Genomic DNA, 25,967 nt, shown 5'->3' on the forward strand with positions numbered 1-25,967 from the left:
GCGGGGACAGCGTACGTGAGCAGGGATCGGCTGCGGTCACTGGGGAGGCCCCGCCTCCTGCTCCTCTGTGACCGCTTCCGCACACTGGGTCACATGCCCAGGTCGCTGCCCCGGAGCCGCTCCGCCTGTGCCGGCGGCCCGTCGATCTGCACCCGGGACACCCGCTGCCGGCCACTGAGGAACAGGGCCAGCTCGCCGGGCGCCCCGACCACCCGCACGGGTTCGCCGCCCCGGCCGACGGAGAGCTCCCCGTAGCCGGGCGCCTGGACGAAGACGTCCGCCGGGAACCGGCGCAGCGCCAGCCGGGCGAGCCCGCCGCAACGCTTCCAGAGGGCTTTGTTCAGCCCCGCCGCCAGGTCGCGGGGGAGCCAACCGGGGCGGGCCCGGCGTACGTCCTCGTGGTGGATGAAGAACTCCAGCGTGTTGGCCAGCTCGTCGGTGAGCGGGTTGCTGACCGGGCTCCACGCCGGTGGCCGGCGCACCTGGTCGAGCAGGAGCGGCCAGGGGCGGGCCGCGATGCGCAGGCGCACCCGCTCCCCGTAGCCGCGCAGCGGCGGGAGCAGGATGCCACCCGCGGCGTCGGGCCGCCGTTCGCGCAGCACCAGGTGGGCGGCGAGGTCGCGGGTGGACCAGCCCTCGTTGACCGTCGGCGCGTCCGGTCCCAGCGTCTGCATCAGGTCGACGAGCGCCTCGCGCTCCGATCGGGCGTACCGCGGCATGGCTCCGATCGTAGGCGCGTACGGCTTGTTCGGCGCGTCGAGTGGGGCCGGCCGCCGGTGGAACTCGCCGTCGACGCGGACGCCGCCGCCGTGACGGCGGACATAGCGCGCCGGGGCGGCGGAGCTGGCCCCGACCGGTAAGGATGAGGAAGATAATTGTGGCTTACGGCGGGGGAGAGCGTGGCGAGCAGGACAAGTCGGGACGTGCTGGTTCGGGGGCTGGCCGTCCTGGGGCGGGCGATCCGGGAAGAGCCGCGCATCTTCGCGGTCGCGGTCAGCGGCAGCGTTCTCTTCGGCGCCATGACGGTGGCCAGCGCCTTCGTGGTGGGTGCCGTGGTCGGCGACGTGGTGGTGCCCGCGATCGAGCGCGGCGCGGTCGGGGTCGGCGGGCTGGCCCTGGCGGCCGTCGCGCTGTTCGGCATCAGCGTGCTCCGGGTGGCCGGCATCTTCGGCCGCCGCCTCGGCGCGGGCTACATGCAGTACCGCCTCCAGGCCGCCTACCGGCGCCGGGTCACCCGCCGCTACCTGGAGCTGCCGCTGTCCTGGCACCACCGCAACGCCACCGGCACGTTGCTGTCCAACGCCAACTCCGACGTCGAGGCGGCCTGGTACCCGATCGCCCCGCTGCCGTTCGCGGTCGGCACCCTGGTGATGCTGGTCGGCGCGGTGGCGTCGCTCTTCGCCACCGACTGGGCGCTGGCCCTGGTCGGCCTCGCGGTCTTCCCGGCGCTCTTCGCGCTGAACGTCGCCTACTCCCGCCGGATGGCACCCCGTCAGGCCCGCGCGCAGCGGCTGCGCGCCGAGGTCAGCGGCATCGCGCACGAGAGCTTCGACGGCGCCCTGGTCGTCAAGACGATGGGCCGCGAGGCGCAGGAGACCGACCGGTTCGCCGCCCGCGCGGGCGAGCTGCGCGACTCGCTGGTGGCGGTCGGGCGGCTGCGCGGCGTCTTCGACCCGCTGCTGGAGGCCCTGCCCAGTCTGGGCACCCTCGCGGTGCTGGTGGTCGGGTCGATCCGGCTGCGGCAGGGCGCGATCAGCGTCGCCGAGCTGGTCAGCATCGCCTTCCTCTTCACGGTGCTGGCGTTCCCCGTCCGGGCCATCGGCTGGGTGCTGGCCGAGCTGCCGCGCAGCGTCGCCGGCTGGGACCGGGTCCGGCGGGTCCTCGACGCCACCGGCGAGATGACGTACGGCGACACGACGCTCGACGTGACGGAGCCCCGCCCGGCCACCCTCACGTTCGCCGACGTGCGGTTCGGCTACGAGCCGGCCGAGGCGCACCTGCCCGGCACGGAGGTGCTCGGCGACGTCACCTTCACCGTGCCCGCCGGCAGGACCGTCGCCCTGGTCGGGCCGACCGGCTCCGGCAAGTCGACGATCGCCTCGCTGGCCGTACGACTGGTCGACCCCCTGGCCGGCACGGTGTGCCTGGACGGGGTGGACCTGCGCCGGCTCAGCGCCGCGTCGCTGGCGGGCACCGCCGCGCTGGTCGCCCAGGTGCCGTTCGTCTTCGACGACACGGTGCGGGCGAACGTGACCCTGGACCGGCCGGGCATCGGCGACGACGACGTCTGGGCCGCGCTGCGGTTGGCGGAGGCGGACGGCTTCGTCGCGGCCCTGCCCGAGGGGCTCGACACGAAGGTCGGCGAGCGGGGCACCTCGCTCTCCGGCGGCCAGCGGCAGCGGCTCACCCTGGCCCGCGCGCTCGCCGGCCGGCCGCGCCTGCTGGTCCTCGACGACGCGACCAGCGCCGTCGACCCCCGCGTGGAGGCGGCCATCCTGGCGGGGCTGCGCGCCTCGGCGGGGGAGGCCGGTGCGCCGGCCGCGTCGATCCTGGTGGTCGCCTACCGGCGGGCCACGATCGCGCTGGCCGACGAGGTGGTCTACCTGGAACAGGGCCGGGTGCTCGCCCGTGGCCCGCACACCGAGCTGCTGGCCACCGTGCCGGGCTACGCCGACCTGGTCACCGCCTACGAGCAGGCCGAGGTCGACCACAGCAAGGCCGAGACGTACGACGAGGTCGCCCCGCTGACGTCGGGCCTGGAAATCGAGGTGGACCGGTGAGCGCGAGGAGTGCAGCGCAGCGGAGCCCCGCAGTCGCGAACGAAAGGCCAGCCCGGTGAGCGCGAGGAGTGCAGCGCAGCGGAGCCCCGCAGTCGCGAACGAAAGGCCAGCCCGGTGAGCGTTACTACCACCACGGACGCGGCACGTGAGGCCGAGACCGCCGACGTCCCGGAGACGTCCGAGACGACCTGGCAGACGCTGCGTCGCGGCCTGGCGCTCTCCCCTGAGCTGCGGGTGGGCCTCGCCGGCACGCTCGGGCTGGCCCTGGTCTACATGGTCGGCCGGGCGGCGGTCCCGGTGGCGGTGCAGCAGGGCATCGACAACGGCATCGTCGGCGGGCTGGACCTGGGCGTGGTCTGGACGGTGGTCGCCGCGACCGCCGCGGTGCTGGTGGTGACCACGCTCTGCGGCTACCTGATGATGCGGCGGCTCTTCACGGTCAGCGAGACCGCCCTGGCCAACGTGCGGATCCGGGCCTTCCGGCACGTGCACGACCTGTCGATGCTGCACCAGCAGTCGGAGCGGCGCGGTTCACTGGTCTCCCGGGTGACGAGCGACGTCGACCAGATCACGCAGTTCCTCCAGTGGGGCGGCGTGATCCTGGTGATCAACCTCGGTCAGCTGGTGATCACCACACTGGTCATGTTCGTGTACTCCTGGCAGCTGACGCTGGTGGTCTTCGCCGCCTTCCTGCCCGCCGTGTTCGTGATCCGGTTGCTCCAGCGCCGCCTCGCCGGGGCGTACGGGGTGGTCCGGCAGCGCACCGGCACGCTGCTGGGCGCGATCGGGGAGAGCGTGGTCGGGGCGCCGGTCATCCGGGCGTACGGGATCGCCGGCCGGACGGCCCGCCGGCTGGACGCGGCGATCGACGGCCAGCGGCGGGCCCAGCAGCGGGCGATCAGGATCAGCATCATGGGCAGCTCGGTCGGCGAGCTGGCGGCCGGGCTGGCGCTGGCCGGCGTGGTGGTGCTCGGAGTGACTCTCGGCGCCGACCGCACCCTGAGCATCGGTGAGGTGACCGCCTTCCTCTTCCTGGTCACGCTCTTCATCCAGCCGGTGCAGATCGCCACCGAGGTGCTCAACGAGGCGCAGAACGCCATCGCGGGCTGGCGCCGGGTGCTGGACGTGCTGGACGTCGAGCCCGATGTCGCCGACCCGGGGGAGCAGGGGCGTGAGCTGCCGTCCGGTCCGCTGGACATCCGCTTCGCGGGGGTGCGGTTCGCGTATCCGGGGGGCCCGCCCGTGCTGCACGATGTCAGCCTGGAGATCCCGGCGAAGAGCCGGGTGGCGGTCGTCGGGGAGACCGGCAGCGGAAAGACCACCTTCGCCAAGCTGCTCACCCGCCTGATGGATCCGACCGCCGGCCAGGTGCTGCTCTCGGGTGTGCCGTTGGAGCAGGTCCGGTTCGCCTCGCTGCGCTCGCGGGTGGTGATGGTGCCGCAGGACGGCTTCCTCTTCGACGCCACCGTGGCGGAGAACGTCCGCTTCGCGCGTCCGGAGCTGACCGACGAGCAGCTCGCGGTGGCCTTCACCGAGCTGGGGCTGGCGGACTGGCTGGACGGGCTCCCGTCGGGCCTGCACACCCCGGTGGGGGAGCGCGGCGAGGCGTTGAGCGTGGGCGAGCGGCAGCTTGTCGCGTTGGCGCGCGCGTACGTGGCCGATCCGGACCTGCTGGTGCTGGACGAGGCGACCAGCGCCGTCGACCCGGCCACGGAGGTGCGGCTGCAACGCACCTTGGACGCGGTGACCCGGGGGCGTACCACCCTCGCGATCGCGCACCGGCTCTCCACCGCGCAGGCCGCCGACGAGGTGATCGTGGTGGACCGGGGCCGGATCGTGCAGCGCGGTCCGCACGACGAGCTGGTCCGCGACCCGGAGTCCGTCTACGGCCTGCTCTACGCCTCCTGGCTGGAGCAGACCCGCTGAGCGGGACCCGGCTGAGCGGCCCCGCTGAGCCGGCCCGCTGAGTCGGCCCGTTGGCCGGGCCCGCGCTGAGCGGACCCGGCCCGGCGCGGCCCGGCCGTGCGCCGGGCCGCGTGCGGCGCTCAGCGGGACGTGCGGCGCTCAGCGGGAGTAGAACTCCACCACCAACTGCTCGTCGCAGATCACCGGCACCTCGTGCCGGGCGGGCTCGCGCAGCAACGTGGTGCGCAGCTCGGCCAGCTCCACCGACAGGTAGGGCTGGCCGGGGCCCTCGGTGGCGTTGGCGCCCGCGGCGGCGAGCTGGAACGGCACGGACGCGCGGCTGCGTTCGCGGACGGCCACCACCTGTCCCGGCCGCAGCCGGTACGACGGCCGGTCGACCTTGCGCCCGTCGACGGTGAAGTGGCCGTGCGCGACCAGCTGCCGGGCCTGGTAGATGCTGCGGGCCAGGCCGGCCCGGTGCACCACCGCGTCGAGCCGTCGTTCGAGGAGGGTGACCAGGCTGTCGCCGGTCTTGCCCGCGCCCCGGGCGGCCTCGTCGAAGACGCGCCGCAGCTGGGTCTCGCTGACGTTGTACTGGTGGCGCAGGCGCTGCTTCTCCAGCAGCCGCACCTGGTAGTCCGAGGTCTTGCGGCGCTGCCGGCCGTGCACTCCGGGCGGGTAGGGGCGCCGCTCGACGTACCGCACGCACTTGCGGGTCAGTGGGATGCCGAGGGCGCGGGAGAGGCGGGCCTTGGGCCTGGGGTGGTTCACGCTGGACGTCTCCGATCCGTTGCTCTAGTCTCCAAGTTAGGTAAGGCTAACCTACTAAGGAGGCGTCAATGCGGCCCAGCCCGGCGGAGATCGTCCGCACCCTCGTCGCGGGCCGGCTGCCCGGCCTCGCCCACGTCGCGCACCGGCCCGGCCCGCACCAGGTCCGGCACGTGACCGACCCGGACGGCCGGGTGCTGCTGCTGGTGCCGGTGGTCAGTGACCTCGCCGCCGCGCTGCGCCCCGTCGACGGCGAGACCGAGATCGCGCTGGTGCTGGACGTGCTCGACCTGCCGCCCGCCGCCGGTGCGCCCAGCCTCGGCCGGGCCTGGGTCTCCGGCTGGGCGGCACGGCTGGACGGCGACGAGGAACGCCGCGCCGCGCTCGACTTCGCGGCCGTCGAGCCGGCCGGTGACCTGCTCGACGTCGGCACCCGGTTCCGGCTGCACCGCTTCGAGGTGGTCGAGGCCCGCTGGGAGCACGGCGACAGCGTCCACCGCGTCGACCCCGAGGCGTACGCCGAGGCGGAGCCCGACCCGCTGCACGCCGTCGAGGCGGACCTGCTGGCCGACCTCGCCGACCACCACTCCGCCGAGGTGTCCGGCTATCTGCGCCGCCAGCTGGGCCTCACCGACGACGTCGCGCCCCGGGTGGTCCGGATCGACCGGTACGGCCTGCTGGTCAGCCACGGCCGACCGGGTGCCCGCCGCCGCGTCCGCCTGGCGTTCCCGCGTCCGCTCGACTGCCAGGCGGAGCTGACCCGGATCCTGCACCCGATGGTCTGCCGCCACGCCGCACCCCGGCACGCCGACCAGTCCTGAGCCGTACGGTCAGCCGGCGAGGCCCTCGGTGAGGTCCCCCGTCAGGTAGCGCTGCACGGTGGGGCCGATCGCCGCCACGAGCGTCTCCGGGGCGGCCGAGGCGAACGGCTCCAACCGGACCACGTGCCGCATCATGGCCGCCCCGATCAGCTGGCTGGCCACCAGCGAGCCGCGCAGCGGCAGCTCGACCGGATCGACGTCGAGCTGGTCGAGGATCCTGCGCAGCACCTGGGTGACCAGGAACTCCCGCAGCAGCCGGGCGGTCCACTCGTTGCTCACCGCCGAGCGCAGCAGGGCCACGCCGGCGGTGCCGGCCGGGGAGTCCCAGACGCCGAGAAAGGCGCGCACCAGCCGCTCCCCGAGACCCGCGCGGTCTCCCGCGAGCACCCCCGGCAGCAGCTCGGCCGGGTCGACCGGCACGTGCATCGCGGCCAGGAAGAGCTGGTCCTTGCCGCCGAAGTAGTGGTGCACCAGCGCCGGGTCCACCCCTGCGGCGGCGGCGACGGCCCGCATCGAGGCCCCGTCGAAGCCCCGCTCGGCGAAGGCGGCGCGGGCCGCGTCGAGGATGGCCCGCCGGGTGTCCGGGTTGCCGGGTCGCCGTCCGGTCCGCCGTGCCATCGCCGCTCCTCGCCGCGTCCAGGGAGCCGCTCAGCCGCTGCGCCGCCGCAGGGTGGCCGCCGCGAGCACCAGCGCCAGCGCCGCCGCGCCGGCGACCACCGCCACGTCCCGCCACATCGTGCCGGTCGGTTCGGCGTGCGCGCCGACCTCCTGGAGGGCCTCGACGGCGTACGACAGGGGCAGCGCGTCGCTGACCGCCTGCAACCAGCCGGCCATCTCGCCCCGGGGCACGAAGAGCCCGCAGAGCAGCAACTGCGGCACCACCACGACCGGCATGAACTGCACGGCCTGGAACTCGGTGCGGGCGAAGGCGCTGCAGAACAGCCCGAGCGCGACGGCGAGTACGGCGTTCAGCGCGGCGATCATGACCACCAGTTCGCTGTGACCGGCGGTGTCCAGCCCGAAGACCCCGTACGCGACCACGGACGCGACGGCCGCCTGGAGCACTCCGGCGAGCCCGAACGCGATGCCGTAGCCGAAGAGCAGGTCGAGCTTGCCCAGCGGGGTGGTGAGCAGCCGCTCCAGCGTGCCCGTGGTGCGCTCGCGCAGCATGGCGATGCTGGTGACCAGGAACATGACCACGAAGGGGAAGAAGCCGAGCATCACCAGGGCGACCCGGTCGAACGTGGACGGCTGCCCCGGCGGGGCGGGCTGGTCGACGTACATGGAGTGGACCAGGGCGAGCAGCGCCGACGGGACCACCAGCAGCAGCGCCACGGTGCGCCGGTCGTGGCGGAGCTGGCGCAGGATGCGGCCGGTGGTGGCGGCCAGGATCCGGGGGTTCACGACGCCTCCCGCCCGGTCCCGCCCGCCGTGGCCCTGATCAGCCGCAGGAACGCCTCGTCCAGGTCGTCGGTGCCGGCGGCGGCGCGGACCGCGTCGGGGGTGTCGTCGGCGATCAGCCGCCCCTCACGGATCAGCAGCAGCCGGTCGCAGCGGGCCGCCTCGTCCATGACGTGGCTGGAGACCAGCAGGGTGGTGCCGGCGGCGGCCATGGCGTGGAACCGGGCCCACAGGTCGGCGCGCAGCACCGGGTCCTGACCGACGGTCGGCTCGTCGAGGACGAGTAGTTCGGGCTCCCCGACCAGGGCGCAGGCCAGCGACGCCCGGCTGCGCTGCCCGCCGGAGAGGACGCCGACGAGTTGCCCCGCCGCCGACCCGAGCCCGACGTCGGTGACCGCCCGGTCGGCGTCGGCGCGGCCCCGGCCGTGCAGCGCGGCGAAGTAGCGCGCGTTCTCCCGTACGGTCAGGTCGGCGTAGACGCTGGGCGCCTGGGTGAGGTAGCCGACGCGACGGCGCAGCTCCGGGGACCCGGCGGGGCGCCCGAGCACGGTCACCGTGCCGGCGTCGACCACCTGCACGCCGACCACCGCCCGCAGCAGTGTGGTCTTGCCGCTGCCGCTCGGGCCGAGCAGCCCGGTGACCAGCCCGCGTGACACGGACGCGCTGACGCCGTGCAGCACGCGCCGCCCGCCCCGCTCGACGACCAGGTCGCGTACGGCGATCGCCTCGTCCACCGCGCCTCCCCGGGGAGAAACTCATCACGCGTTGAACTCGACGCTAGTGGAGACGTCCACGGCGTCGCAACGATCGCCGGTGCGTACCCCGAAGCGGCGACGGGGATGGTCGGGCATTAGCCTTCGGACCCGGACAGCGGGTCCGGCAACGGGCATCAGGCATGCCACCGGGCATTGCGCCCTGATCGGGCGTACGGCACGATGGCGCCGTGGGTCACGCTGCGTCACCGGACGAGAGGTTCCTCGGCGAATGGGCGGCTCGGTTGCGGGCCGGTGCCGACCAGCCCGTGGTCGGCATCATGCTGCGCGGCAGTCACGCCCGCCGGGCCGCCACCGCGCACAGCGACGTCGACGTCGACGTGCTCGTCAGCGGGGCGCCGTACGCCGCCCGCCGGGCCTTCCTGGCCGAGCACGACGGGCGACTGACCCACGTCTCGGTGGCCGCCCGCGACGTCCGCTCCTGGCTGACCCGCCTCGGCGAGCCCGCCGACTGGGCGTTCGGGCTGCCGGTGGTGGCACCGGCCCGGCTGCTGTGGGCGGACCCGCACTGGCGGCCCCGCATCGACCTGCCGGTGCTCTGCCAGCCCGCCGGCGAACCGCAGCTGGAGGAGCTGATCGCGACGCTCGGCAAGGTGGCCGGCGCGCGGGACGCCGACGACCACCTCGGCGTCCGGCTGGCCGCCGCCGACCTGGCGCGGCTCTGCCCGTCCGTGCTCCGGCTGGCCAACCCCACGGTGCGGGTGGTGTCGCGCCGGGCGGCCTTCGCCGCCGCCCTCGACCTGCCGGTGGCGCCCCCGAACTACCGGGCGGACCTGCTGCTCTGCCTCGGCCTGCGGCCCGGCTCGGTCGGCCAGCTCTGTGCCGCCGCGGCCCGCCTGGTCGGCGGCGTCCTGCCGCTGATCCGCCCGTACGCCGCCGAGGTCGCGCGGGTCGCCGGCGCGGACCTGGCCGCCGCCCTGACCGACGGCCGGCTGGACCGCTACGTCGACCAGCTGACCCGGCCCGCCCACCGGCCGCCACGGCCCCGGCGGGAGCCGTCGCCCGTGCCCGCCCCGCGTGCGGGACAATGGGTCACTGTGCCCGTACCTGACGCGCCCGCGACCGGCGCCCACCCCAGTCCGCAGGAGCCCGCGGCCGACGGCGCGCTCCGCCCGTCGCGGCTCGACCCGGCCATCGCCGCCCGGCTGCGCCGCACCCCCGACGGCCTGGTGGCCGCCGTGGTCCGCCAGCACGACTCCGGCGAGGTGCTGATGGTCGCCTGGATGGACGACGAGGCGCTGCACCGCACCCTGACCACCGGCCGGGCCACCTACTGGTCGCGCAGCCGCCGCGAGTACTGGGTGAAGGGCGCCACCTCGGGGCACCACCAGTACGTCCGGGCGGTGGCGCTGGACTGCGACGGCGACGCGCTGCTGGTCGACGTCGACCAGGTCGGCGCGGCCTGCCACACGGGGCACCGCACCTGCTTCTTCACGGAGCTGCCGGTCGGCGGGGAAGGGGCGGGGGCCCGGTGAGCACGCAGCGCGCGACGCCCGGCGGGGGCGCCCGCACCGACGGCGCGGCCAGCCCGGACCTCGCCACCTTCGCCGGGCTGGCCGCCCGCTGGCGGGTCGTCCCGGTCACCCGCCGGCTGCTCGCCGACGCGGAGACCCCGGTCGGCGTCTACCGCAAGCTCGCCGGCGGCCCGGGGACGTTCCTGCTGGAGTCCGCCGAGCAGGGCGTCGGCTCGGCCGGCATGGCCTGGTCGCGCTACTCGTTCATCGGCGTACGCAGCAGCGCCACGCTCACCGAGCGCGACGGCGCCGCGGTGTGGACGGGCCACCCACCGGCCGGGCTGCCCACCTCCGGCGACCCGGTCCGCGTGCTGCGCGAGACCGTCGAGGCGCTCGCCGGCCCGGCGTGGGACGCGGCCAGCGGCATGCCGCCCCTGACCGGGGGCATGGTCGGCTACCTGGGCTACGAGCTGATCCGGCGCTTCGAGCGGCTGCCCGAGCTGACCGAGGACGACCTGGGCGTGCCCGAGCTGGGCATGATGCTCGCCGCCGATCTGGTGGTGCTGGACCACTACGACGGCTCGGCGATCCTGGTCGCCAACGCGATCCTGCCGCCGCTGGACGAGCCGGACCGCGACGCGCGGGTCACGGCGGCGTACCACCACGCGGTCGGGCGGCTCGACGCGATGACCACCGCGCTGTCCCGGCCGATCCCGCCGATGGTGTCGACCGTCGAGCGACCCCCGGCGGGCGAGGTACGCAGCCGTACGCCCGAGGGCGGCTACCCGAAGGCCGTCGAGGCGGCCAAGGAGGCGATCCGGGCCGGCGAGTGCTTCCAGATCGTGCTGGCCCAGCGGTTCGAGCGGGAGACGCACGCCGACCCGCTGGACGTCTACCGGGTGCTGCGCACGACGAACCCCAGCCCGTACATGTACCTGCTGCGCTTCGACGGCTTCGACATCGTCGGGTCCTCGCCGGAGGCGCACCTGAAGGTGACCAGCGACGCCGAGGGGCGGCGGCGGGCGCTGCTGCACCCGATCGCCGGCACCCGGCCGCGCGGCGGCACCCCCGAGGCCGACGCCCGTCTCGCCGCGGAGCTGCTCGCCGACCCGAAGGAGCGCGCCGAGCACGTGATGCTGGTCGACCTGGGCCGCAACGACCTGGGCCGGGTCTGCCGCCCGGGCACGGTGGAGGTGCCGGAGTTCGCCACCATCGAGCGCTACAGCCACGTCATGCACATCGTCTCGACCGTGGTCGGCACGCTGCGTGAGGACCGCACGGCCTTCGACGCGCTGGCCGCGACCTTCCCCGCCGGCACCCTCTCCGGTGCGCCGAAGGTACGGGCCATGGAGATCATCGAGGAACTGGAGCCGGTGCGGCGGGGCCTCTACGGCGGTACCGTCGGCTACTTCGGCTTCGGGGGCGACCTCGACATGGCGATCGCCATCCGCACCGCGCTGATGCGCGACGGCAGGGCGTATGTGCAGGCCGGGGCGGGGGTGGTGGCCGACTCCGATCCGGCCGCCGAGGACCAGGAGACCCGGAACAAGGCCGCCGCCGTACTCGCCGCCATCGCCGCCGCCGAGACCCTCCGGCCCGCCCGGTGACCGCCGCGGAGCCGCGCGGCGGCGAACCGGCGACCGCCGCGACGGCCGAGGCCGAGGAGCGCGACCGGGCGGTCACGGGCCGGCGCGAGCTGACGTACGCCGTGCTGCTCTGCGTGGCCGGCGCGGGCCTGGCGCTGTGGGCGTCGACCCGCACCTGGGCGGTCGAGTTGACGGCCCGGCCCACCCCGCTGCCGCCGGTACGCGACGTCCGCACGGGCGCCGGCCTGCTGCCCTGGCTGCCGGCGCTGGCGCTGGTCGGCCTGGCCGGCGGGGGCGCCGTGCTCGCCACCCGGGGCCGGGCGCGGCGGCTGCTGGGCGGGCTGCTGTGCGCGCTCGGCGTGGCGGTGGCCGCCGGCGGCGGCTACGGCCTGGTCGCGGCGTTCGACGGCGAGGTCGCCCGGCAGTGGCCGGCGCTCTGCCTGCTCGGCGGGGTGCTCGCCACGGCGGGCGGGCTGCTGACGGCGGCGCGGGGCCGGCGGTGGCCGGCGATGGGTGCCCGCTACGAGCGGCGCTCCGCGGGCGACGCCCTCCCGGCCGCCCGGGGCGAGGGCGGGCGGGTCACGGGCCGGCAGACCACCGAGGCGTGGGACGCGCTGGACCGGGGCGAGGACCCGACGGTCAGCTGACCGGCTGGCGTTCGCGGGCGGCGGCGCGGGCCGCCGCCAGCTCCGCCACCAGGCGGTCGAGCTCGGCCCGCTGCTCGGCCCGGGCGCGGTCGGCGCAGACCGCCTCCCAGGCGTTGCCCCGCGCCGTGCGCATCCGGGCCTCGCCCACCACGGCGCGCTCCAGCGTGTGCACGACACCGACGGCGAGCGACGCGACGGTACGCGAGACGGTCGTCAGTCCGATGGTCTGGTGCGGCTCGACATTGCTCATGATCATCACCCTGCGGAGGATCGTTCGACGGCGGTGGGCAGGCGCGTCATCGAGTCTGCCCGAGGACGATGCTGGCTGGCTCACGTTTCGCCGTGGTGACCGACACGTCAACTCTGCTTCCGGGGCCGCCACCTGGGAAAGGGCCGTTCGACCTTGAGGTAGGTCACACGCGCGGCCCGGTGCCGGCGGTCGGCGCCGTGCCCGGCGGCCGGCCGCCACAGCAGATAGGATCACGTCGATGACCGGGGGGAGGCGGGGTGGCCGGAGAGCGCTGTCCGTCAATGGGCGTGATCGCCCAGCGTGACATTCCGTTCACCGGAGGTCGGCCATTATGCCCGAGCCCATTCCGTGAGGCACGCCATACCCCCGGCGCTTGTCGCCAGGTGGCGCCCCCTAGCATCGGCCCATGACACCCGGAGAGGGGAGTCCGTTGGTGACTGCTGAGCATGCGCACGCGGAGGGCGACGAGGCCGGTCCGGCAGCGTCCGTAGGCGTGCTCGACGAGATCCTGGCCGGCGTGCGTGAGGACGTCGCCCGGCGGCAGGAGCAGGTTCCGCTGGAGCGGATCCGCGAGCTGGCCGCCGCCGCGCCGCCGCCGCTGGACGCGTACGCGGCCCTGCGCAAGTCGGGCGTCGCGGTGATCGCCGAGGTGAAGCGCTCGTCGCCGTCGAAGGGGCGGCTGGCCGAGATCGCCGACCCGGCCGAGCTGGCCGGCGAGTACGCCGCCGGCGGTGCGCGGGCGATCAGCGTGCTCACCGAGGGCCGCTGGTTCGGGGGCTCGCTCGACGACCTGGCCGCCGTACGTGCCGCCGTCGGCATCCCGGTGCTGCGCAAGGACTTCGTGGTCTCCAGCTACCAGGTGCACGAGGCCCGCGCGCACGGCGCCGACCTGGTGCTGCTGATCGTCGCCGCCCTGGAGCAGAACGCCCTCGTCGGCCTGCTGGAGCGCATCGAGTCGCTGGGCATGACCGCGCTGGTCGAGGTCCACGACGAGGAGGAGGCCGACCGCGCCCTGGAGGCCGGTGCCCAGGTGATCGGGGTCAACGCCCGCAACCTGCGTACCCTGGAGGTCGACCGCTCGGTGTTCGAGCGGATCGCGCCCGGCCTGCCCAGCAGCGTCGTCAAGATCGCCGAGTCGGGGGTGCGTGGCCCGCACGACCTCATCCGCTACGCCTCGGCGGGCGCCGACGCGGTCCTGGTCGGCGAGGGCCTGGTCACCCAGAAGAGTCCCCGCGAGGCGGTGGCCGAGCTGGTCAACGCCGGCAACCACCCGGCCACGCCCCGCCCGGTGCGCTGACCCCGCGCCGGTTCCTCAGCACCGAGAGGACGATCCCCATGAGCGAGCGCAGCGAGCGAATCGTCAGGTTCAGCGCGGTGGTGCCTCGTGGCGGCACGGAGCGCAGCGGAGTGCCGGCATGAGCGAGCGCAGCGAGTTGGGCGCCCAGGCCGGTTCGCTGCCCGACTCCGCCGGTCACTTCGGCCGCTTCGGCGGCCGGTTCGTGCCGGAGGCGCTGGTCGCGGCGCTGGACGAGCTGGAGGCCGCGCACCGCACGGCGATGGCCGACGAGTCGTTCCGGGCCGAGTTCGCCGCTCTGCTGCGTGACTACGCCGGCACCCCCTCGCTGCTCTACGAGGCCCGCCGGTTCTCCGCCAGGGCGGGGGCGCGGGTGCTGCTCAAGCGGGAGGACCTCAACCACACCGGGGCGCACAAGGTGCGCAACGTGCTCGGCCAGGCCCTGCTGACCCGGCGGATGGGCAAGCGCCGGGTGATCGCGGAGACCGGCGCCGGCCAGCACGGCGTCGCCACCGCCACCGCCGCCGCCCTGTTCGATCTGGAGTGCGTGGTCTACATGGGCCAGGTCGACACCGAGCGGCAGGCGCTCAACGTGGCCCGGATGCGGATGCTCGGCGCCACCGTCGTCCCCGTCGCCACCGGCTCGCGCACCCTCAAGGACGCGATGAACGAGGCGATGCGCGACTGGGTCGCCAACGTCGACGAGACCCACTACCTGATCGGCACCGCCGCCGGGCCGCACCCCTTCCCGGCGCTGGTGCGCGACTTCGTCCGGGGCATCGGCGACGAGGCCCGCCAGCAGTGCCTCGACCTGACCGGCGCGCTGCCGGACGCCGTCACCGCCTGCGTCGGCGGCGGCTCCAACGCGCTGGGCATCTTCCACGCCTTCGTCGGCGACCCCGACGTGCGGCTCTACGGCTTCGAGGCCGGCGGCGACGGCGTCGCGACGGGCCGGCACGCCGCCAGCATCACCGGCGGCTCCGCCGGGGTGTTGCACGGCACCCGGACGTACGTGCTCCAGGACGACGACGGGCAGACCTGCGAGTCGCACTCGATCTCCGCCGGGCTCGACTACCCGGGTGTCGGGCCGGAGCACGCCTGGCTGCACGACAGCGGCCGCGCGACCTACCTGCCGGTCACCGACGACGAGGCGATGGCCGCGTTCGAGCTGCTCTGCCGCACCGAGGGCGTCATCCCCGCGATCGAGAGCGCGCACGCGCTCGCCGGCACCCTCGCGGTCGCCCCGAAGCTCGCCGCCGAGCTGGGCCGGGAGCCGACGATCGTGGTCAACCTCTCCGGCCGGGGCGACAAGGACGTGCACACCGCCGGCGACTACTTCGGCATCCTCGACAAGGAGCAGTGAGAACGTGAGCCGGATCGGGGTGGCCTTCGACAAGGCCCGCGCCGACGGGCGGGCCGTGCTGGTCGGCTGCATGCCGGCCGGCTTCCCGACCGTCGAGGGCAGCATCGCCGCCATGAAGGCGATGGTCTCCGCCGGCGTCGACGTCATCGAGGTGGAGATCCCGTACTCCGATCCGGTGATGGACGGCCCGGTGATCCAGAAGGCCAGCGACATCGCCCTCGCCGGCGGCGTACGCACGCGCGACGCGCTGCGCGTCATCGAGGCGGTCGCGGCCACCGGGGCGGCCGTGGTCACCATGACCTACTGGAACCCGGTGGAGCGCTACGGCGTCGACGCCTTCGCCCGCGACCTGGCCTCGGCCGGGGGCACCGGCCTGATCACGCCGGACCTGATCCCCGAGGAGGCGGGCGAGTGGCTCGCCGCCTCGGACGCGTACGGGCTGGACCGTACCTTCCTGGTGTCGCCGTCCTCGACCGACGCGCGGCTGGCGATGACCGCCGGACACTGCCGGGGCTTCGTCTACGCCACCGCGATCATGGGCGTCACCGGCGCCCGCGCGCAGACGTCCGAGGCGGCGCCCGTCCTGGTGTCCCGGGTACGGGAGGTCACCGACCTGCCGGTCGGCGTCGGGCTGGGCGTCGGCACGGGCGCGCAGGCCGCCACCGTGGCCGGGTACGCCGACGGCGTCATCGTCGGCAGCGCCCTGGTCCGCTGTGTGCTCGACGCGCCGGACGAGGCGTCCGGGCTGGCCGCCCTGCGCGCGCTGAGCACGGAACTCGCCGAGGGCGTCCGCACCCCGACCGGCTGACCGGAGGCCGCCGAAAGCGGTGGACGGCGGACCGGGTGCCACCGAAGGGGTCTTCGGCGGTAGCGTGTGCACCCGTGACCTACGCCTCGCTGACCCCCCAGGCGGCCCTGCCCAGCCCCAGCACCGCCGTCTGGCAGCTCGGACCGGTGCCGATCCGGGCGTACGCGCTGTGCATCATCCTCGGCATCGTGGTGGCCTGCTGGGTCACCGAGCGGCGGCTGCGCCAGCGCGGCGTCGCCCCCGGAGCGGTCCTCGACATCGCGGTCTGGGCGGTTCCGGCCGGCATCGTCGGCGCCCGCATCTACCACGTGATCACCTCGCCGGAGAAATACTTCGGCACCGGCGGCGACCCGATGAAGGCGTTCGCCATCTGGGAGGGCGGTCTCGGCATCTGGGGCGCGGTGGCCGGCGGGGCCGTCGGCGCGTGGCTCGCGGCCCGGCAGCTCGGCATCCCGTTCGCGGTGGTCGCCGACGCGCTGGCCCCCGGCCTGCCGCTGGCGCAGGCGATCGGCCGGCTCGGCAACTGGTTCAACAACGAGCTCTACGGCGGCCGGACCAGCCTGCCCTGGGGGCTGGAGATCCACCGGATGGACCCGGACAATCCGGGCCACGCCCTGCGCGACGACGCCGGTCAGCCGATCCTCGAACCGGGCCTCTACCACCCGACGTTCGCCTACGAGCTGCTGTGGAACCTCGGCGTGGCCGCGCTCGTCCTCGTCCTCGACCGCAAGCTGCGCCTCGGCCGGGGGCGGGCGTTCGCGCTCTACGTGATGGGCTACACGGCCGGCCGGTTCTGGATCGAGCTGATGCGCACCGACGAGGCGAACACCATCCTCGGCGTACGCCTGAACGTCTGGACCGCCGGCCTGGTCTTCCTCGGCGCCCTGATCTACTTCGTGCGGGTGCGCGGCCCCCGGGAGTACGTCATCCCGATCGGCGCCGCCGCGACGCCGGAGCCGGCGGTCGAATCCGACGTCTCCCAGGTCGACCTGTCCGCGCGGGAGGCCGGCGCCCAGCCGGCGGCCCCGGAGGGCTACCGGGTGGTGAGCGAGGAGCAGTACCGGCACTGGCGGGAGACCGGCGAGACGCCGGCCGAACCGGGCGGCGACGAGACCGCCTCCGGCGCGAGCGGGGAAGAGGCCACCCCCGGAGCGGACGGCGACGAGGCCGGATCCGGGGCGGCCCGGGACGGCGCCGCGTCCGCCGGGCAGACCTCGGAGGACCGGGCCGGGGCCACGGGCGCCCGGCCCGCCGACCGCGACAGCTGAGGAGGAGCACCCCATGCGTAGCGCGGTCGTGGTCGGCGCCGGGATCGGCGGCCTCGCGGTCGCCGGCGCGCTGGCCCGCTCCGGCTGGCGGGTGACCCTGCTGGAGCGGGCCGACCGGGTGCGTCCCGAGCCGACCGCCGTGGTGCTCTGGCCCAACGGCGTACGCGCGCTGCGCGCCCTCGGCCTCGGCGCCGGCCTGGAGGCGATCGCCACACCGCTGCCCGACGGCGGGGTGCGCCGCCCCGACGGGCACTGGCTGGTGCAGCCCCGCCCCACCCCGGCCGACCGGATGCCGGTGGTGGTGCACCGGGAGGACCTGCACGACACGCTGATCGCCGGCCTGGGCGACGAGGTCGAGCTGCGTACGGGGGTGAGGGTGCGCACGGTCCGCGCCGCCTCCGGTGAGCGGCCCTCGGTCGGCGACGGCCGGCACACCTTCGAGGCTGACCTGGTCGTCGCCGCCGACGGCACCGACAGCGAGCTGCGCCGGCAACTCGCCCCGGGGTCCGGGGTGGTCAGCTCGGGCTGTGCCGCCTGGCGGGCGGTGATCCCCTGGTACCGGGCCCCGAAGCTGCCCGCCGACCAGCCCGTCGGCGGCGAGGTGCTCGGCGCCGGCTACCGCTTCGTGTCCGCCTCGCTCGGCGAGCGTGGCTCCTCCGGCGCCTCCAGCCGGGGCGGCATCTACTGGGTGGCGACCGCCGTCGGCGCGCCCCGCCCCGAGCCGCCGGAGACCCAGCTCGCCCTGCTGCGCCGCTGGTACGCGGGCTGGCCCGCGCCGATCGCCGACCTGCTCGACGCCACGGACCCGACGGACCTGGTGCAGCAGGAGATCCGCGAGCTGCGTCCGCTGCCCAGGTCGTACGGCTTCCCGGCCGGCCCGGGTGGGGTGGTGCTGCTCGGCGACGCCGCGCACGCCATGCCGCCGCACCTCGGCCAGGGTGCCTGCCTCGCCTTCGAGGACGCCGCCACCCTCGCCTCGCTGCTGCGCGAGTCCCGGCTGCCCGACGCGGTGGTGGCGTACGACCGGGCGCGCCGGCCCCGGGCGGCGACGGTGGTCCGGCAGGCCCGCCGGATGTCGGCGGTGCTGAAGGCCCGGGGTCCGCTGGCCCTGCGCGCCCGCGACGCCGCCCTCGGCACCCTGAACCCGCGCCTGCTCTCCACGGCCGCCAACACGGCCGCCCAGTGGCGCCCCCCAACCTGACCCGTCCCCGCGTGCCCCGCCCGTTCCCGCCGTCGTCGATCATGCAGTTGTGGTGGTGGACAAAGGGTGCGCAGAGGATAAAGCGGGCACCAGAACTGCATGATCGACCGGGCTGGGGGCTGGGTCAGGGGGTTACCGGGGTGGGTTCGGCGATGCAGGCGGTGCCGACGCGGCGGAAGCCGACGCGGACGTAGACCCGGGCGATGTCCTCGCTGCCCGCCGAGAGGAAGACCAGGCTGGTGCCGGCGGCCAGCAGCTCGCGGGCCAGCGTGGCGGTGACCGCCGCGCCCAGGCCACGGCGGCGGGCGGACGGCAGGGTGGCCACGCCGGCGATCTCGGCGACGTCGCCGACCCGCATCGCGATCCCGCTGGCCAGCGCGCCCTCGGTGGGCGTCCCCGCCAGCGCCGACAGCCGCCGGCCGTCGGCGACGCAGGCGCGCTCCTCGTCCAGCGCCGCCTCGTCCAGCTCGGCCATCGCGGCGTCCCGCTGGGCGGGCCCGGCCTCGCCGCGGTCGGTGCCAGCCGCGGCGAACCCGACGGCGGCGACCGCGCGCCGCGCCGCCACGTCGGCCGCGAAGCCGGGCTCCGTCGCGTCGAGCATCCGCACCGGTACGTCCGTGAGGGTGCCCGGGTCGGGCAGGGCGGCCGGGTCGAGCACCATCAGCGGCGCCTCCAGCACCGACAGCCCCGCCGAGCGGGCCACGGGCAGCAGGTCGGGGCTCATCTCGTGCACCCACTCGAAGGCCTCGGGCAGGCCGAGCTCGCGCTGGCGCTGCCGTACCGCCGCGACGTCGGCCAGCGACGGCGTCTCGGTGGCGTCGAGCCGGGGTCGGGCGTAGAACGGCCATCCGGCGCCCTCCCGGACGAACAGTACGAGGGCGCCGTGCTGCTCCGTCCGGGCCGCATCCCGGGGCGCCGCGTCGTAGAACCGTTCCAACCGGCCGAACAGGTCCGTGCGCAGAAGATCCACCGAGCGAGACTACACGTCCCAGAGTTTGGAAGGTGTGATCAATCTGCACTGGCCTTGCGCTCGGGACCCTAACGTAGACTCAATAGACCCTTGAGGGCCGACGTCGTCCCGATCGAGATCCACCCTGAGTGACGACAGGAGGCCCGGTGGCCTTTCCGTACCCTCACAGCAGCCCGGAGCAGCCCCCGCACCTCGGCCCGGGTGCGCCCGCGGCCGGGCTCTACGATCCCGCGCAGGAGCACGACGCCTGCGGCGTGGCCTTCGTGGCGGACCTGTACGGGCGGCGCTCGCACGCGGTCGTGGCCAACGGCCTCGACGCGCTCTGCCGGCTGGACCACCGGGGAGCCCGGGGCGCGGAACCGAACACCGGCGACGGCGCCGGCATCATGATCCAGATCCCGGACGCGTTCCTGCGCGCGGTGGTGGACTTCCCGCTGCCGCCCGCCGGCGAGTACGCCACCGGCCTGGTCTTCCTGCCCGACGACGACGATGCTGAGGCCCGCGCCCGCCGCGTCGTGGAGAAGTACGCGCTGGTCGAGGGGGCCGACGTGCTCGGCTGGCGGGACGTGCCGGTCGACGCGGACGGCCTCGGCGAGACCGCCCTGGCGGCGATGCCCCGGGTCCGGCAGCTCTTCCTCACCGCGCACCGGCTCACCGGTACGCCGGCCGGGCCGGCCGGGTCGCGGCTGGGCGGCGTCGAGCTGGAACGGGTCGCGTTCTGCGTACGCAAGCAGGCCGAGCGGGAGAGCGCCGAGCGGGGCGTGCCGGCGTACTTCCCGTCGCTGTCGGCGCGGACCATGGTGTTCAAGGGCATGCTCACCCCCGACCAGCTCCCGGCGTTCTATCCGGATTTGACCGACGAGCGGGTGCGGAGCGCGATCGCGCTGGTGCACTCCCGGTTCTCCACCAACACGTTCCCGTCCTGGCCGCTGGCGCACCCGTACCGGCTCATCGCGCACAACGGCGAGATCAACACGATCCGGGGCAACCGGAACTGGATGCAGGCCCGCGAGGCGCTGCTGCGTACCCCGAACCTGCCGGGCAACATCCGCCGGGTCTTCCCGGTCTGCACCCCCGCCGCCTCCGACTCGGCGAACTTCGACGAGGTCCTCGAACTGCTGCACCTGGCCGGGCGGAGCCTGCCCCACGCCGTGCTGATGATGATTCCCGAGGCGTGGGAGAACGACCCGGACATGGCCGCCGACAAGCGCGCCTTCTACCGCTTCCACGCGAGCCTGATGGAGCCGTGGGACGGGCCGGCGTCGGTCGCCTTCACCGACGGCGAGGTCGTCGGCGCCGTGCTGGACCGCAACGGGCTGCGCCCGGGGCGGTGGTGGCGTACGGACGACGGGCTCGTGGTGCTGGGCAGCGAGGCGGGCGTGCTCGACCTCGACCCGGCCCGGGTCGTCGCCAAGGGCCGCCTCCAGCCGGGGAAGATGTTCCTGGTCGACACCGTCGCCGGCCGGATCGTGCACGACGACGAGATCAAGGCGGAGCTGGCGGCCGAGCAGCCGTACGCCGACTGGCTGCACGCCGGCCTGATCGAGCTGACCGACCTGCCCCCGCGCGAGCACACCGTCTACACCCACGACTCGGTACGCCGCCGCCAGCAGACCTTCGGCTACACGGAGGAGGAGCTGAAGATCCTGCTCGCGCCGATGGCGCGCACGGGCGTCGAGCCGCTCGGCTCGATGGGCACCGACACCCCGATCGCCCCGCTCTCCACCCGGCCACGGCTGCTCTACGACTACTTCCACCAGCTCTTCGCGCAGGTCACGAACCCGCCGCTGGACGCCATCCGCGAGGAGCTGGTGACCAGCCTGGCGTCGACCATCGGGCCGGAGGGCAACCTGCTCGACCCGGGCCCGGCGAGCTGTCGGCAGATCGTGCTGCCGTACCCGCTGATCGACAACGACGAGCTGGCGAAGATCCTCTCCATCGACGAGGACGGCGACCTGCCCGGCTTCAAGGCCGTCCGGGTCTCCGGGCTCTACCGCGTGCGGGAGGGCGGCGCCGGGATCAAGGCCCGGCTGACCGAGATCTGCCGGCACGTCTCCGAGGCCATCGAGGACGGCGTACGCATCCTGGTGCTGTCGGACCGCGACTCCAACGCCGACCTCGCCCCCATCCCGTCGCTGCTGCTCACCGCCGCCGTGCACCAGCACCTGGTGCGCGAGCAGACCCGCACGCAGGTGGCGCTGGTCGTCGAGTCCGGCGACTGCCGCGAGGTGCACCACGCGGCGGTGCTGATCGGCTACGGCGCGGCGGCCGTGAACCCCTACCTGGCCTTCGAGTCGGTGGAGGACATGATCTCCACGGGGGCGCTGAGCGGAGTCGAACCGGCCAAGGCGGTCCGCAACTACGTCAAGGGCCTCGGCAAGGGCGTCCTGAAGATCATGTCCAAGATGGGCATCTCGACGGTGTCGTCGTACTGCGGGGCGCAGGTCTTCGAGGCCGTCGGGCTGGACTCCCGGCTGGTCGAGCGCTACTTCCGGGGCACCCCGAGCAAGATCGGCGGGGTCGGGCTGGACGGCATCCACGCCGAGGTCGCCGCCCGGCATGCGCTGGCCTGGCCGGCGCCGGGCGCCGCCGCGTCCGACCGGCTGGAGGTGGGCGGCGAGTACCAGTGGCGCCGCGAGGGCGAGCTGCACCTGTTCAACCCGGAGACGGTCTTCCTGCTCCAGCACGCCACCCGCAGCCGCCAGTACGACGTCTTCCGCCGGTACACCGCCAAGGTCGACGAGCTGGCCGCGCAGGCCGGCTCGCTGCGCGGGCTGTTCACCCTGCGTACGGGCGTGCGACCGCCGGTGCCCCTCGACGAGGTCGAGCCGGCCACGGAGATCGTCAAGCGGTTCGCCACCGGCGCCATGTCGTACGGGTCGATCTCGGCGGAGGCGCACGAGACCCTGGCGATCGCCATGAACCGGCTCGGCGGCAAGTCCAACACCGGCGAGGGCGGCGAGGACGTCGAGCGGCTGCACGACCCGGCCCGCCGCTCCGCCGTGAAGCAGATCGCCAGCGGCCGGTTCGGCGTGACCAGCGAATACCTCGTCAACGCCGACGACCTCCAGATCAAGATGGCGCAGGGCGCCAAGCCCGGCGAGGGCGGGCAGCTGCCCGGCAACAAGGTCTGGCCGTGGATCGCCCGTACCCGGCACGCCACGCCGGGCGTCGGCCTGATCTCCCCGCCGCCGCACCACGACATCTACTCCATCGAGGACCTCGCGCAGCTCGTGCACGACCTGAAGTGCGTCAACCCGGCCGCGCGGGTGCACGTCAAGCTGGTCAGCGAGGTCGGCGTCGGCACGGTGGCGGCGGGCGTGGCCAAGCTCAAGGCCGACGTCATCCTCATCTCCGGCCACGACGGTGGCACCGGCGCCTCCCCGCTGAACTCGCTCAAGCACGCCGGCACCCCGTGGGAGCTGGGGCTGGCCGAGGCGCAGCAGACGCTGCTGCTCAACAAGCTGCGCGACCGGGTCACCGTGCAGGTCGACGGGCAGCTCAAGACCGGCCGGGACGTACTGGTCGCGGCGCTGCTCGGCGCCGAGGAGTTCGGCTTCGCCACCGCGCCGCTGATCGTCGAGGGCTGCGTGATGATGCGCGTCTGCCACCTCGACACCTGCCCGGTCGGCATCGCCACCCAGAACCCGGTGCTGCGGGAACGCTTCACCGGCCGGCCCGAGTTCGTGGAGAACTTCTTCCTGTTCCTCGCCGAGGAGGTCCGCGGCTACCTGGCCGAGCTGGGCCTGCGGTCGATCGAGGAGGCCATCGGGCAGACCGAGCTGCTCGACGTCGCTCCGGCGATCGCGCACTGGAAGGCCGGCGGGCTCGATCTGACCCCCGTGCTGCACCTGCCGGAGCTGCCGGCCGGGGCCGCGCGCCGGGGCGTACGCGCCCAGGACCACGGGCTGGAGCTGGCGCTGGACAACGAGCTGATCGCCCTGGCCGGGCCGGCGCTGCGCGACCGTACGCCGGTGCGGGTGGAGGTGGCGGTGCGCAACGGCGACCGCAGCGTCGGCGCGATGCTCGGCGGCGAGGTGACCCGGCGCTTCGGTGGGGCCGGCCTGCCCGCCGACACGATCGAGTTCACGCTGCGCGGCACCGCCGGGCAGTCCTTCGGCGCGTTCCTTCCGCGCGGGGTCACCCTGCGGCTGCACGGCGACGCCAACGACTACGTGGGCAAGGGCCTCTCCGGCGGCCGGCTCGTCGTACGGCCCGACGCCGCGGCCCCGTTCGTCGACGGCGACGCCGCGCCGGGGCAGCGGGCCGAGGACCAGACCATCGCCGGCAACACCATCCTGTACGGGGCCACGGCGGGCGAGCTGTTCCTGCGCGGCCGGGTGGGGGAGCGGTTCGCGGTGCGCAACTCCGGCGCGGTGGCCGTCGTCGAGGGTGTCGGCGACCACGGCTGCGAGTACATGACCGGCGGGACCGTGGTGGTGCTGGGCCCGACGGGACGCAACTTCGCCGCCGGCATGTCCGGCGGCACGGCGTTCGTGCACCAGCTGGACCGCCGCCGGGTGAACACGGAGCTGGTCGACCTGGCGCCGCTGTCCGAGGAGGAACAGGCGGTGCTGCACGAGCTGGTGCAGCGACATTTCGCCGAGACCGACTCGGCGGTCGCCGAGGGGCTGCTCAAGCGCTGGCCGGAGGCGGTGGCGGAGTTCACCGCCGTGGTGCCCCGCGACTACCGCCGGGTGCTGGAGATCATGCGGGCCGCCGAAGCCGCCGGCCGCGACGTCGACGACGCGGTGATGAGCGCACTCGCGCCCGCCGCGAAGTCCGTGTCGACCGTGCCCGCCCAGCGGGTGACGGTCCAGGAGGTGGCTCGTGCCTGACCCGAACGGTTTCCTGCGCTACGACCGGCGGCTGCCCGCGCGCCGCCCGGTGCCGGTGCGGATCAGCGACTGGCGCGAGGTGTACCCGCCGGCCGGCGAGGAGCTCATCCGCGAGCAGGCGACCCGCTGCATGGACTGCGGCATCCCGTTCTGCCACGACGGCTGCCCGCTGGGCAACCGCATCCCGGACTGGAACGACCTGGTCCGTACCGGCAACTGGGACGCCGCGGTGGACTCGCTGCACGCCACCAACAACTTCCCCGAGTTCACCGGCCGGCTCTGCCCGGCGCCCTGCGAGGCGGCCTGCGTGCTCGGCATCGGCGGGGGCGCGCCGGTCACCATCAAGCAGGTCGAGGTGGAGATCGCCGACGCGGCTGTCGCGCGGGGCGGCCTGTCGCCACGTCCGGCGGCGACGCCGACCGGCCGGTCGGTGGCCGTGGTCGGCTCCGGGCCCGCCGGTCTCGCCGCCGCCCAGCAGCTCGCCCGCGCCGGTCACGCCGTGACGGTGTACGAGCGCGACGACGCGATCGGCGGCCTGCTGCGGTACGGCATCCCGGACTTCAAGCTGGAGAAGGTCCACGTCGACCGGCGACTGGCCCAGCTCACCGCCGAGGGCGTGCGCTTCCGCACCGGGGTGAACGTCGGTGTCGACGTCACCGCCGAGCAGTTGCGCGCCGAGCACGACGCCGTGCTGCTCGCCTGCGGCGCGTTGCAGGGCCGGGACACCCCGGAGACCCCGGGTCGCGGGCTGCGTGGCGTACACCAGGCGATGGACCATCTCGTCGCGGCCAACCGGGTGGTTGCCGCGGCGGCGGGCGGCCGACCCGACACGGCGGTGCTGCCCGACGGCAAGCCGATCGACGCGGCCGGGAAGCACGTCGTGATCATCGGTGGCGGCGACACGGCGGCGGACTGCCTGGGCGTGGCGCACCGCCAGGGCGCGGCCGGCGTACACCAGCTGGACCTCTACCCGCAGCCGCCGCAGGCGCGGGACGAGGCCCGGGACCCGTGGCCCACGTGGCCCTGGCTGCTGCGCAGCTACCCGGCGCACGAGGAGGGCGGCGAGCGGGTCTTCGCCGTCGCGGTGCAGGAGTTCGTCGACGACGGCACCGGCCAGGTGCGGGCGGTGCGGATCGCCGAGGTGACCGTGGAGAAGCGCGACGGGCGACGCATCGTGACCCCGCTGCCCGGCTCGGAGCGGGAGCTACCGGCCGACCTGGTGCTGCTGGCGATCGGCTTCGAGGGCACCGAGGAGCAGCCGCTGCTCGACCAGTTCGGGGTGCGCCGCAACGCGCGCGGCGCGATCGACGCCCGGCCGGACTGGCAGACCGACGCCGACGGCGTCTTCGTGGCCGGCGACATGCACCGGGGCGCCTCGCTGATCGTCTGGGCGATCGCCGAGGGGCGGGCCGCGGCCGCCGCCATCCACGCCCACCTGGGCGGGACGGGTGCCCTGCCGGCCCCGGTCGACCCGGCCCGGCAACCGCTGGCCGCGCGCTGACCGACGACTCCGGCCTACCTCCCTCGGGCCTTTCCCCGACGGGCCCGCCGGGGGCCGGCACCTGACGTGGGGGGGGGGGGCGCGGGGGGCCCCCCCCCCCCCCCCGCCCCCCCCCCCCCCGGGGGGGGGGGGGCGGGGGGCCCCCCCCCCCCCCGGCCCGGGGGGGGGCCCCCCCCCCGGGGGGGGGGGGGGGCCCGCGCCCCCCCCCCCCCCCACGCCGGCGCGACTCTCCCTGCTTCTGCTGGGCCTCATGTGGACGACACTCCGGCATGCCGGGGCGGTACCCCCGTGCCGCCGCGAGGCCGTGGCCGTACCGGCGCTGTGCTTCCATGAATCGAG

At 74.9% G+C, this 25,967-nt stretch carries 20 protein-coding genes and 1 pseudogene; 14 read left to right on the plus strand and 7 right to left on the minus strand.

The features are described from left to right. Positions 1–89: 89 nt before the first annotated feature. A complete protein-coding gene (locus tag ACGFIR_RS23365; RefSeq protein ID WP_393147093.1) occupies positions 90–719 on the minus strand; it encodes a TIGR03085 family metal-binding protein in 630 nt (209 codons plus the stop codon). A 180-nt stretch (positions 720–899) separates the two neighbouring features. Between ACGFIR_RS23365 and ACGFIR_RS23370 the strand changes: the two genes are divergently transcribed. Together ACGFIR_RS23370 and ACGFIR_RS23375 are read left to right on the plus strand one after the other, a co-directional pair. After that, on the plus strand, positions 900–2,780 hold the full coding sequence (locus ACGFIR_RS23370; protein ID WP_393147095.1) for an ABC transporter ATP-binding protein: 1,881 nt from the start codon (positions 900–902) through the stop codon (positions 2,778–2,780). 198 nt (positions 2,781–2,978) lie between these two features. Then, positions 2,979–4,706, plus strand: a complete 1,728-nt coding sequence (locus tag ACGFIR_RS23375) for an ABC transporter ATP-binding protein (protein ID WP_393002915.1) — start codon at positions 2,979–2,981, stop codon at positions 4,704–4,706. Positions 4,707–4,844: 138 nt separating this feature from the next. On the opposite strand, the gene rpsD is transcribed toward ACGFIR_RS23375, so the two are convergent. After that, positions 4,845–5,456, minus strand: a complete 612-nt coding sequence (gene rpsD / locus ACGFIR_RS23380) for a 30S ribosomal protein S4 (protein ID WP_393147097.1) — start codon at positions 5,454–5,456, stop codon at positions 4,845–4,847. A gap of 68 nt (positions 5,457–5,524) precedes the next feature. Here rpsD and ACGFIR_RS23385 point away from each other — a divergent pair, with 68 nt between their 5' ends. Then, on the plus strand, positions 5,525–6,274 hold the full coding sequence (locus tag ACGFIR_RS23385) for a DUF2470 domain-containing protein (RefSeq protein WP_393147099.1): 750 nt from the start codon (positions 5,525–5,527) through the stop codon (positions 6,272–6,274). A 9-nt stretch (positions 6,275–6,283) separates the two neighbouring features. Here ACGFIR_RS23385 and ACGFIR_RS23390 read toward each other — a convergent pair whose 3' ends face one another. From ACGFIR_RS23390 to ACGFIR_RS23400, 3 genes are read right to left on the minus strand one after another with little or no spacing between them, the layout of a single operon-like run. Beyond that, positions 6,284–6,892 (minus strand): TetR family transcriptional regulator, encoded by a 609-nt coding sequence (locus ACGFIR_RS23390; protein WP_393002296.1) that lies wholly within the window; start codon positions 6,890–6,892, stop codon positions 6,284–6,286. A 30-nt stretch (positions 6,893–6,922) separates the two neighbouring features. Beyond that, entirely contained in the window at positions 6,923–7,678 is a 756-nt protein-coding gene (locus ACGFIR_RS23395) for an ABC transporter permease (protein WP_393147101.1), read from the minus strand. Beyond that, the gene (locus tag ACGFIR_RS23400; RefSeq protein ID WP_393147104.1) at positions 7,675–8,409 is read right to left on the minus strand and encodes an ABC transporter ATP-binding protein; all 735 of its coding nucleotides are present in this window, start codon (positions 8,407–8,409) and stop codon (positions 7,675–7,677) included. Before ACGFIR_RS23400 ends, ACGFIR_RS23395 begins: the two co-directional genes overlap by 4 nt. A gap of 299 nt (positions 8,410–8,708) precedes the next feature. On the opposite strand from ACGFIR_RS23400, the pseudogene ACGFIR_RS23405 reads away from it, so the two are divergent. From ACGFIR_RS23405 to ACGFIR_RS23420, 4 genes and pseudogenes are all read left to right on the plus strand, one after another. After that, a pseudogene (locus tag ACGFIR_RS23405) lies at positions 8,709–9,305 on the plus strand (phosphoribosyl-AMP cyclohydrolase); the annotation flags it as partial. Between the two features lie 180 nt (positions 9,306–9,485). After that, positions 9,486–9,923 carry a phosphoribosyl-AMP cyclohydrolase gene (hisI, locus tag ACGFIR_RS23410; protein ID WP_393002919.1) on the plus strand — a complete coding sequence of 146 codons (438 nt, stop codon included), beginning with the start codon at positions 9,486–9,488 and terminating at the stop codon, positions 9,921–9,923. Continuing rightward, positions 9,920–11,509, plus strand: coding sequence for an anthranilate synthase component I (locus tag ACGFIR_RS23415; RefSeq protein ID WP_393147106.1), 1,590 nt, complete (start codon positions 9,920–9,922; stop codon positions 11,507–11,509). Before hisI ends, ACGFIR_RS23415 begins: the two co-directional genes overlap by 4 nt. After that, positions 11,506–12,135, plus strand: coding sequence for a Trp biosynthesis-associated membrane protein (locus ACGFIR_RS23420; RefSeq protein WP_393002302.1), 630 nt, complete (start codon positions 11,506–11,508; stop codon positions 12,133–12,135). Before ACGFIR_RS23415 ends, ACGFIR_RS23420 begins: the two co-directional genes overlap by 4 nt. Here ACGFIR_RS23420 and ACGFIR_RS23425 read toward each other — a convergent pair. Then, positions 12,128–12,385, minus strand: coding sequence for a hypothetical protein (locus ACGFIR_RS23425; protein WP_393002304.1), 258 nt, complete (start codon positions 12,383–12,385; stop codon positions 12,128–12,130). The genes ACGFIR_RS23420 and ACGFIR_RS23425 overlap by 8 nt on opposite strands. 493 nt (positions 12,386–12,878) lie before the next feature. On the opposite strand from ACGFIR_RS23425, the gene trpC reads away from it, so the two are divergent. The 5 genes from trpC to ACGFIR_RS23450 all read left to right on the plus strand — a co-directional run bounded on the left by trpC (position 12,879) and on the right by ACGFIR_RS23450 (position 18,319). Beyond that, positions 12,879–13,682, plus strand: a complete 804-nt coding sequence (gene trpC / locus ACGFIR_RS23430) for an indole-3-glycerol phosphate synthase TrpC (protein ID WP_393002921.1) — start codon at positions 12,879–12,881, stop codon at positions 13,680–13,682. A 118-nt stretch (positions 13,683–13,800) separates the two neighbouring features. Further along, positions 13,801–15,042, plus strand: coding sequence for a tryptophan synthase subunit beta (trpB, locus tag ACGFIR_RS23435; RefSeq protein ID WP_393147108.1), 1,242 nt, complete (start codon positions 13,801–13,803; stop codon positions 15,040–15,042). Between the two features lie 4 nt (positions 15,043–15,046). Next, positions 15,047–15,850 carry a tryptophan synthase subunit alpha gene (gene trpA / locus ACGFIR_RS23440; RefSeq protein ID WP_393002308.1) on the plus strand — a complete coding sequence of 268 codons (804 nt, stop codon included), beginning with the start codon at positions 15,047–15,049 and terminating at the stop codon, positions 15,848–15,850. A 74-nt stretch (positions 15,851–15,924) separates the two neighbouring features. Further along, positions 15,925–17,118 carry a prolipoprotein diacylglyceryl transferase gene (gene lgt, locus ACGFIR_RS23445; protein ID WP_393147110.1) on the plus strand — a complete coding sequence of 398 codons (1,194 nt, stop codon included), beginning with the start codon at positions 15,925–15,927 and terminating at the stop codon, positions 17,116–17,118. 13 nt (positions 17,119–17,131) lie between these two features. Next, positions 17,132–18,319, plus strand: a complete 1,188-nt coding sequence (locus tag ACGFIR_RS23450; RefSeq protein WP_393147112.1) for an FAD-dependent oxidoreductase — start codon at positions 17,132–17,134, stop codon at positions 18,317–18,319. A gap of 124 nt (positions 18,320–18,443) precedes the next feature. Here the strand turns inward: ACGFIR_RS23450 and ACGFIR_RS23455 are convergent, their stop codons facing one another. After that, a complete protein-coding gene (locus tag ACGFIR_RS23455) occupies positions 18,444–19,289 on the minus strand; it encodes a GNAT family N-acetyltransferase (protein WP_393147114.1) in 846 nt (281 codons plus the stop codon). 146 nt (positions 19,290–19,435) lie between these two features. On the opposite strand from ACGFIR_RS23455, the gene gltB reads away from it, so the two are divergent. Both gltB and ACGFIR_RS23465 read left to right on the plus strand, forming a co-directional pair. Then, a complete protein-coding gene (gene gltB / locus ACGFIR_RS23460; protein WP_393147116.1) occupies positions 19,436–24,127 on the plus strand; it encodes a glutamate synthase large subunit in 4,692 nt (1,563 codons plus the stop codon). Next, complete coding sequence (locus tag ACGFIR_RS23465) at positions 24,120–25,628, plus strand: glutamate synthase subunit beta (RefSeq protein WP_393002318.1); 1,509 nt, start codon at positions 24,120–24,122, stop codon at positions 25,626–25,628. Before gltB ends, ACGFIR_RS23465 begins: the two co-directional genes overlap by 8 nt. The last annotated feature ends 339 nt before the right edge of the window (positions 25,629–25,967 follow it).

The sequence above is a fragment of the Micromonospora sp. NPDC049051 genome (assembly GCF_043197575.1).
GTDB lineage: Bacteria > Actinomycetota > Actinomycetes > Mycobacteriales > Micromonosporaceae > Micromonospora.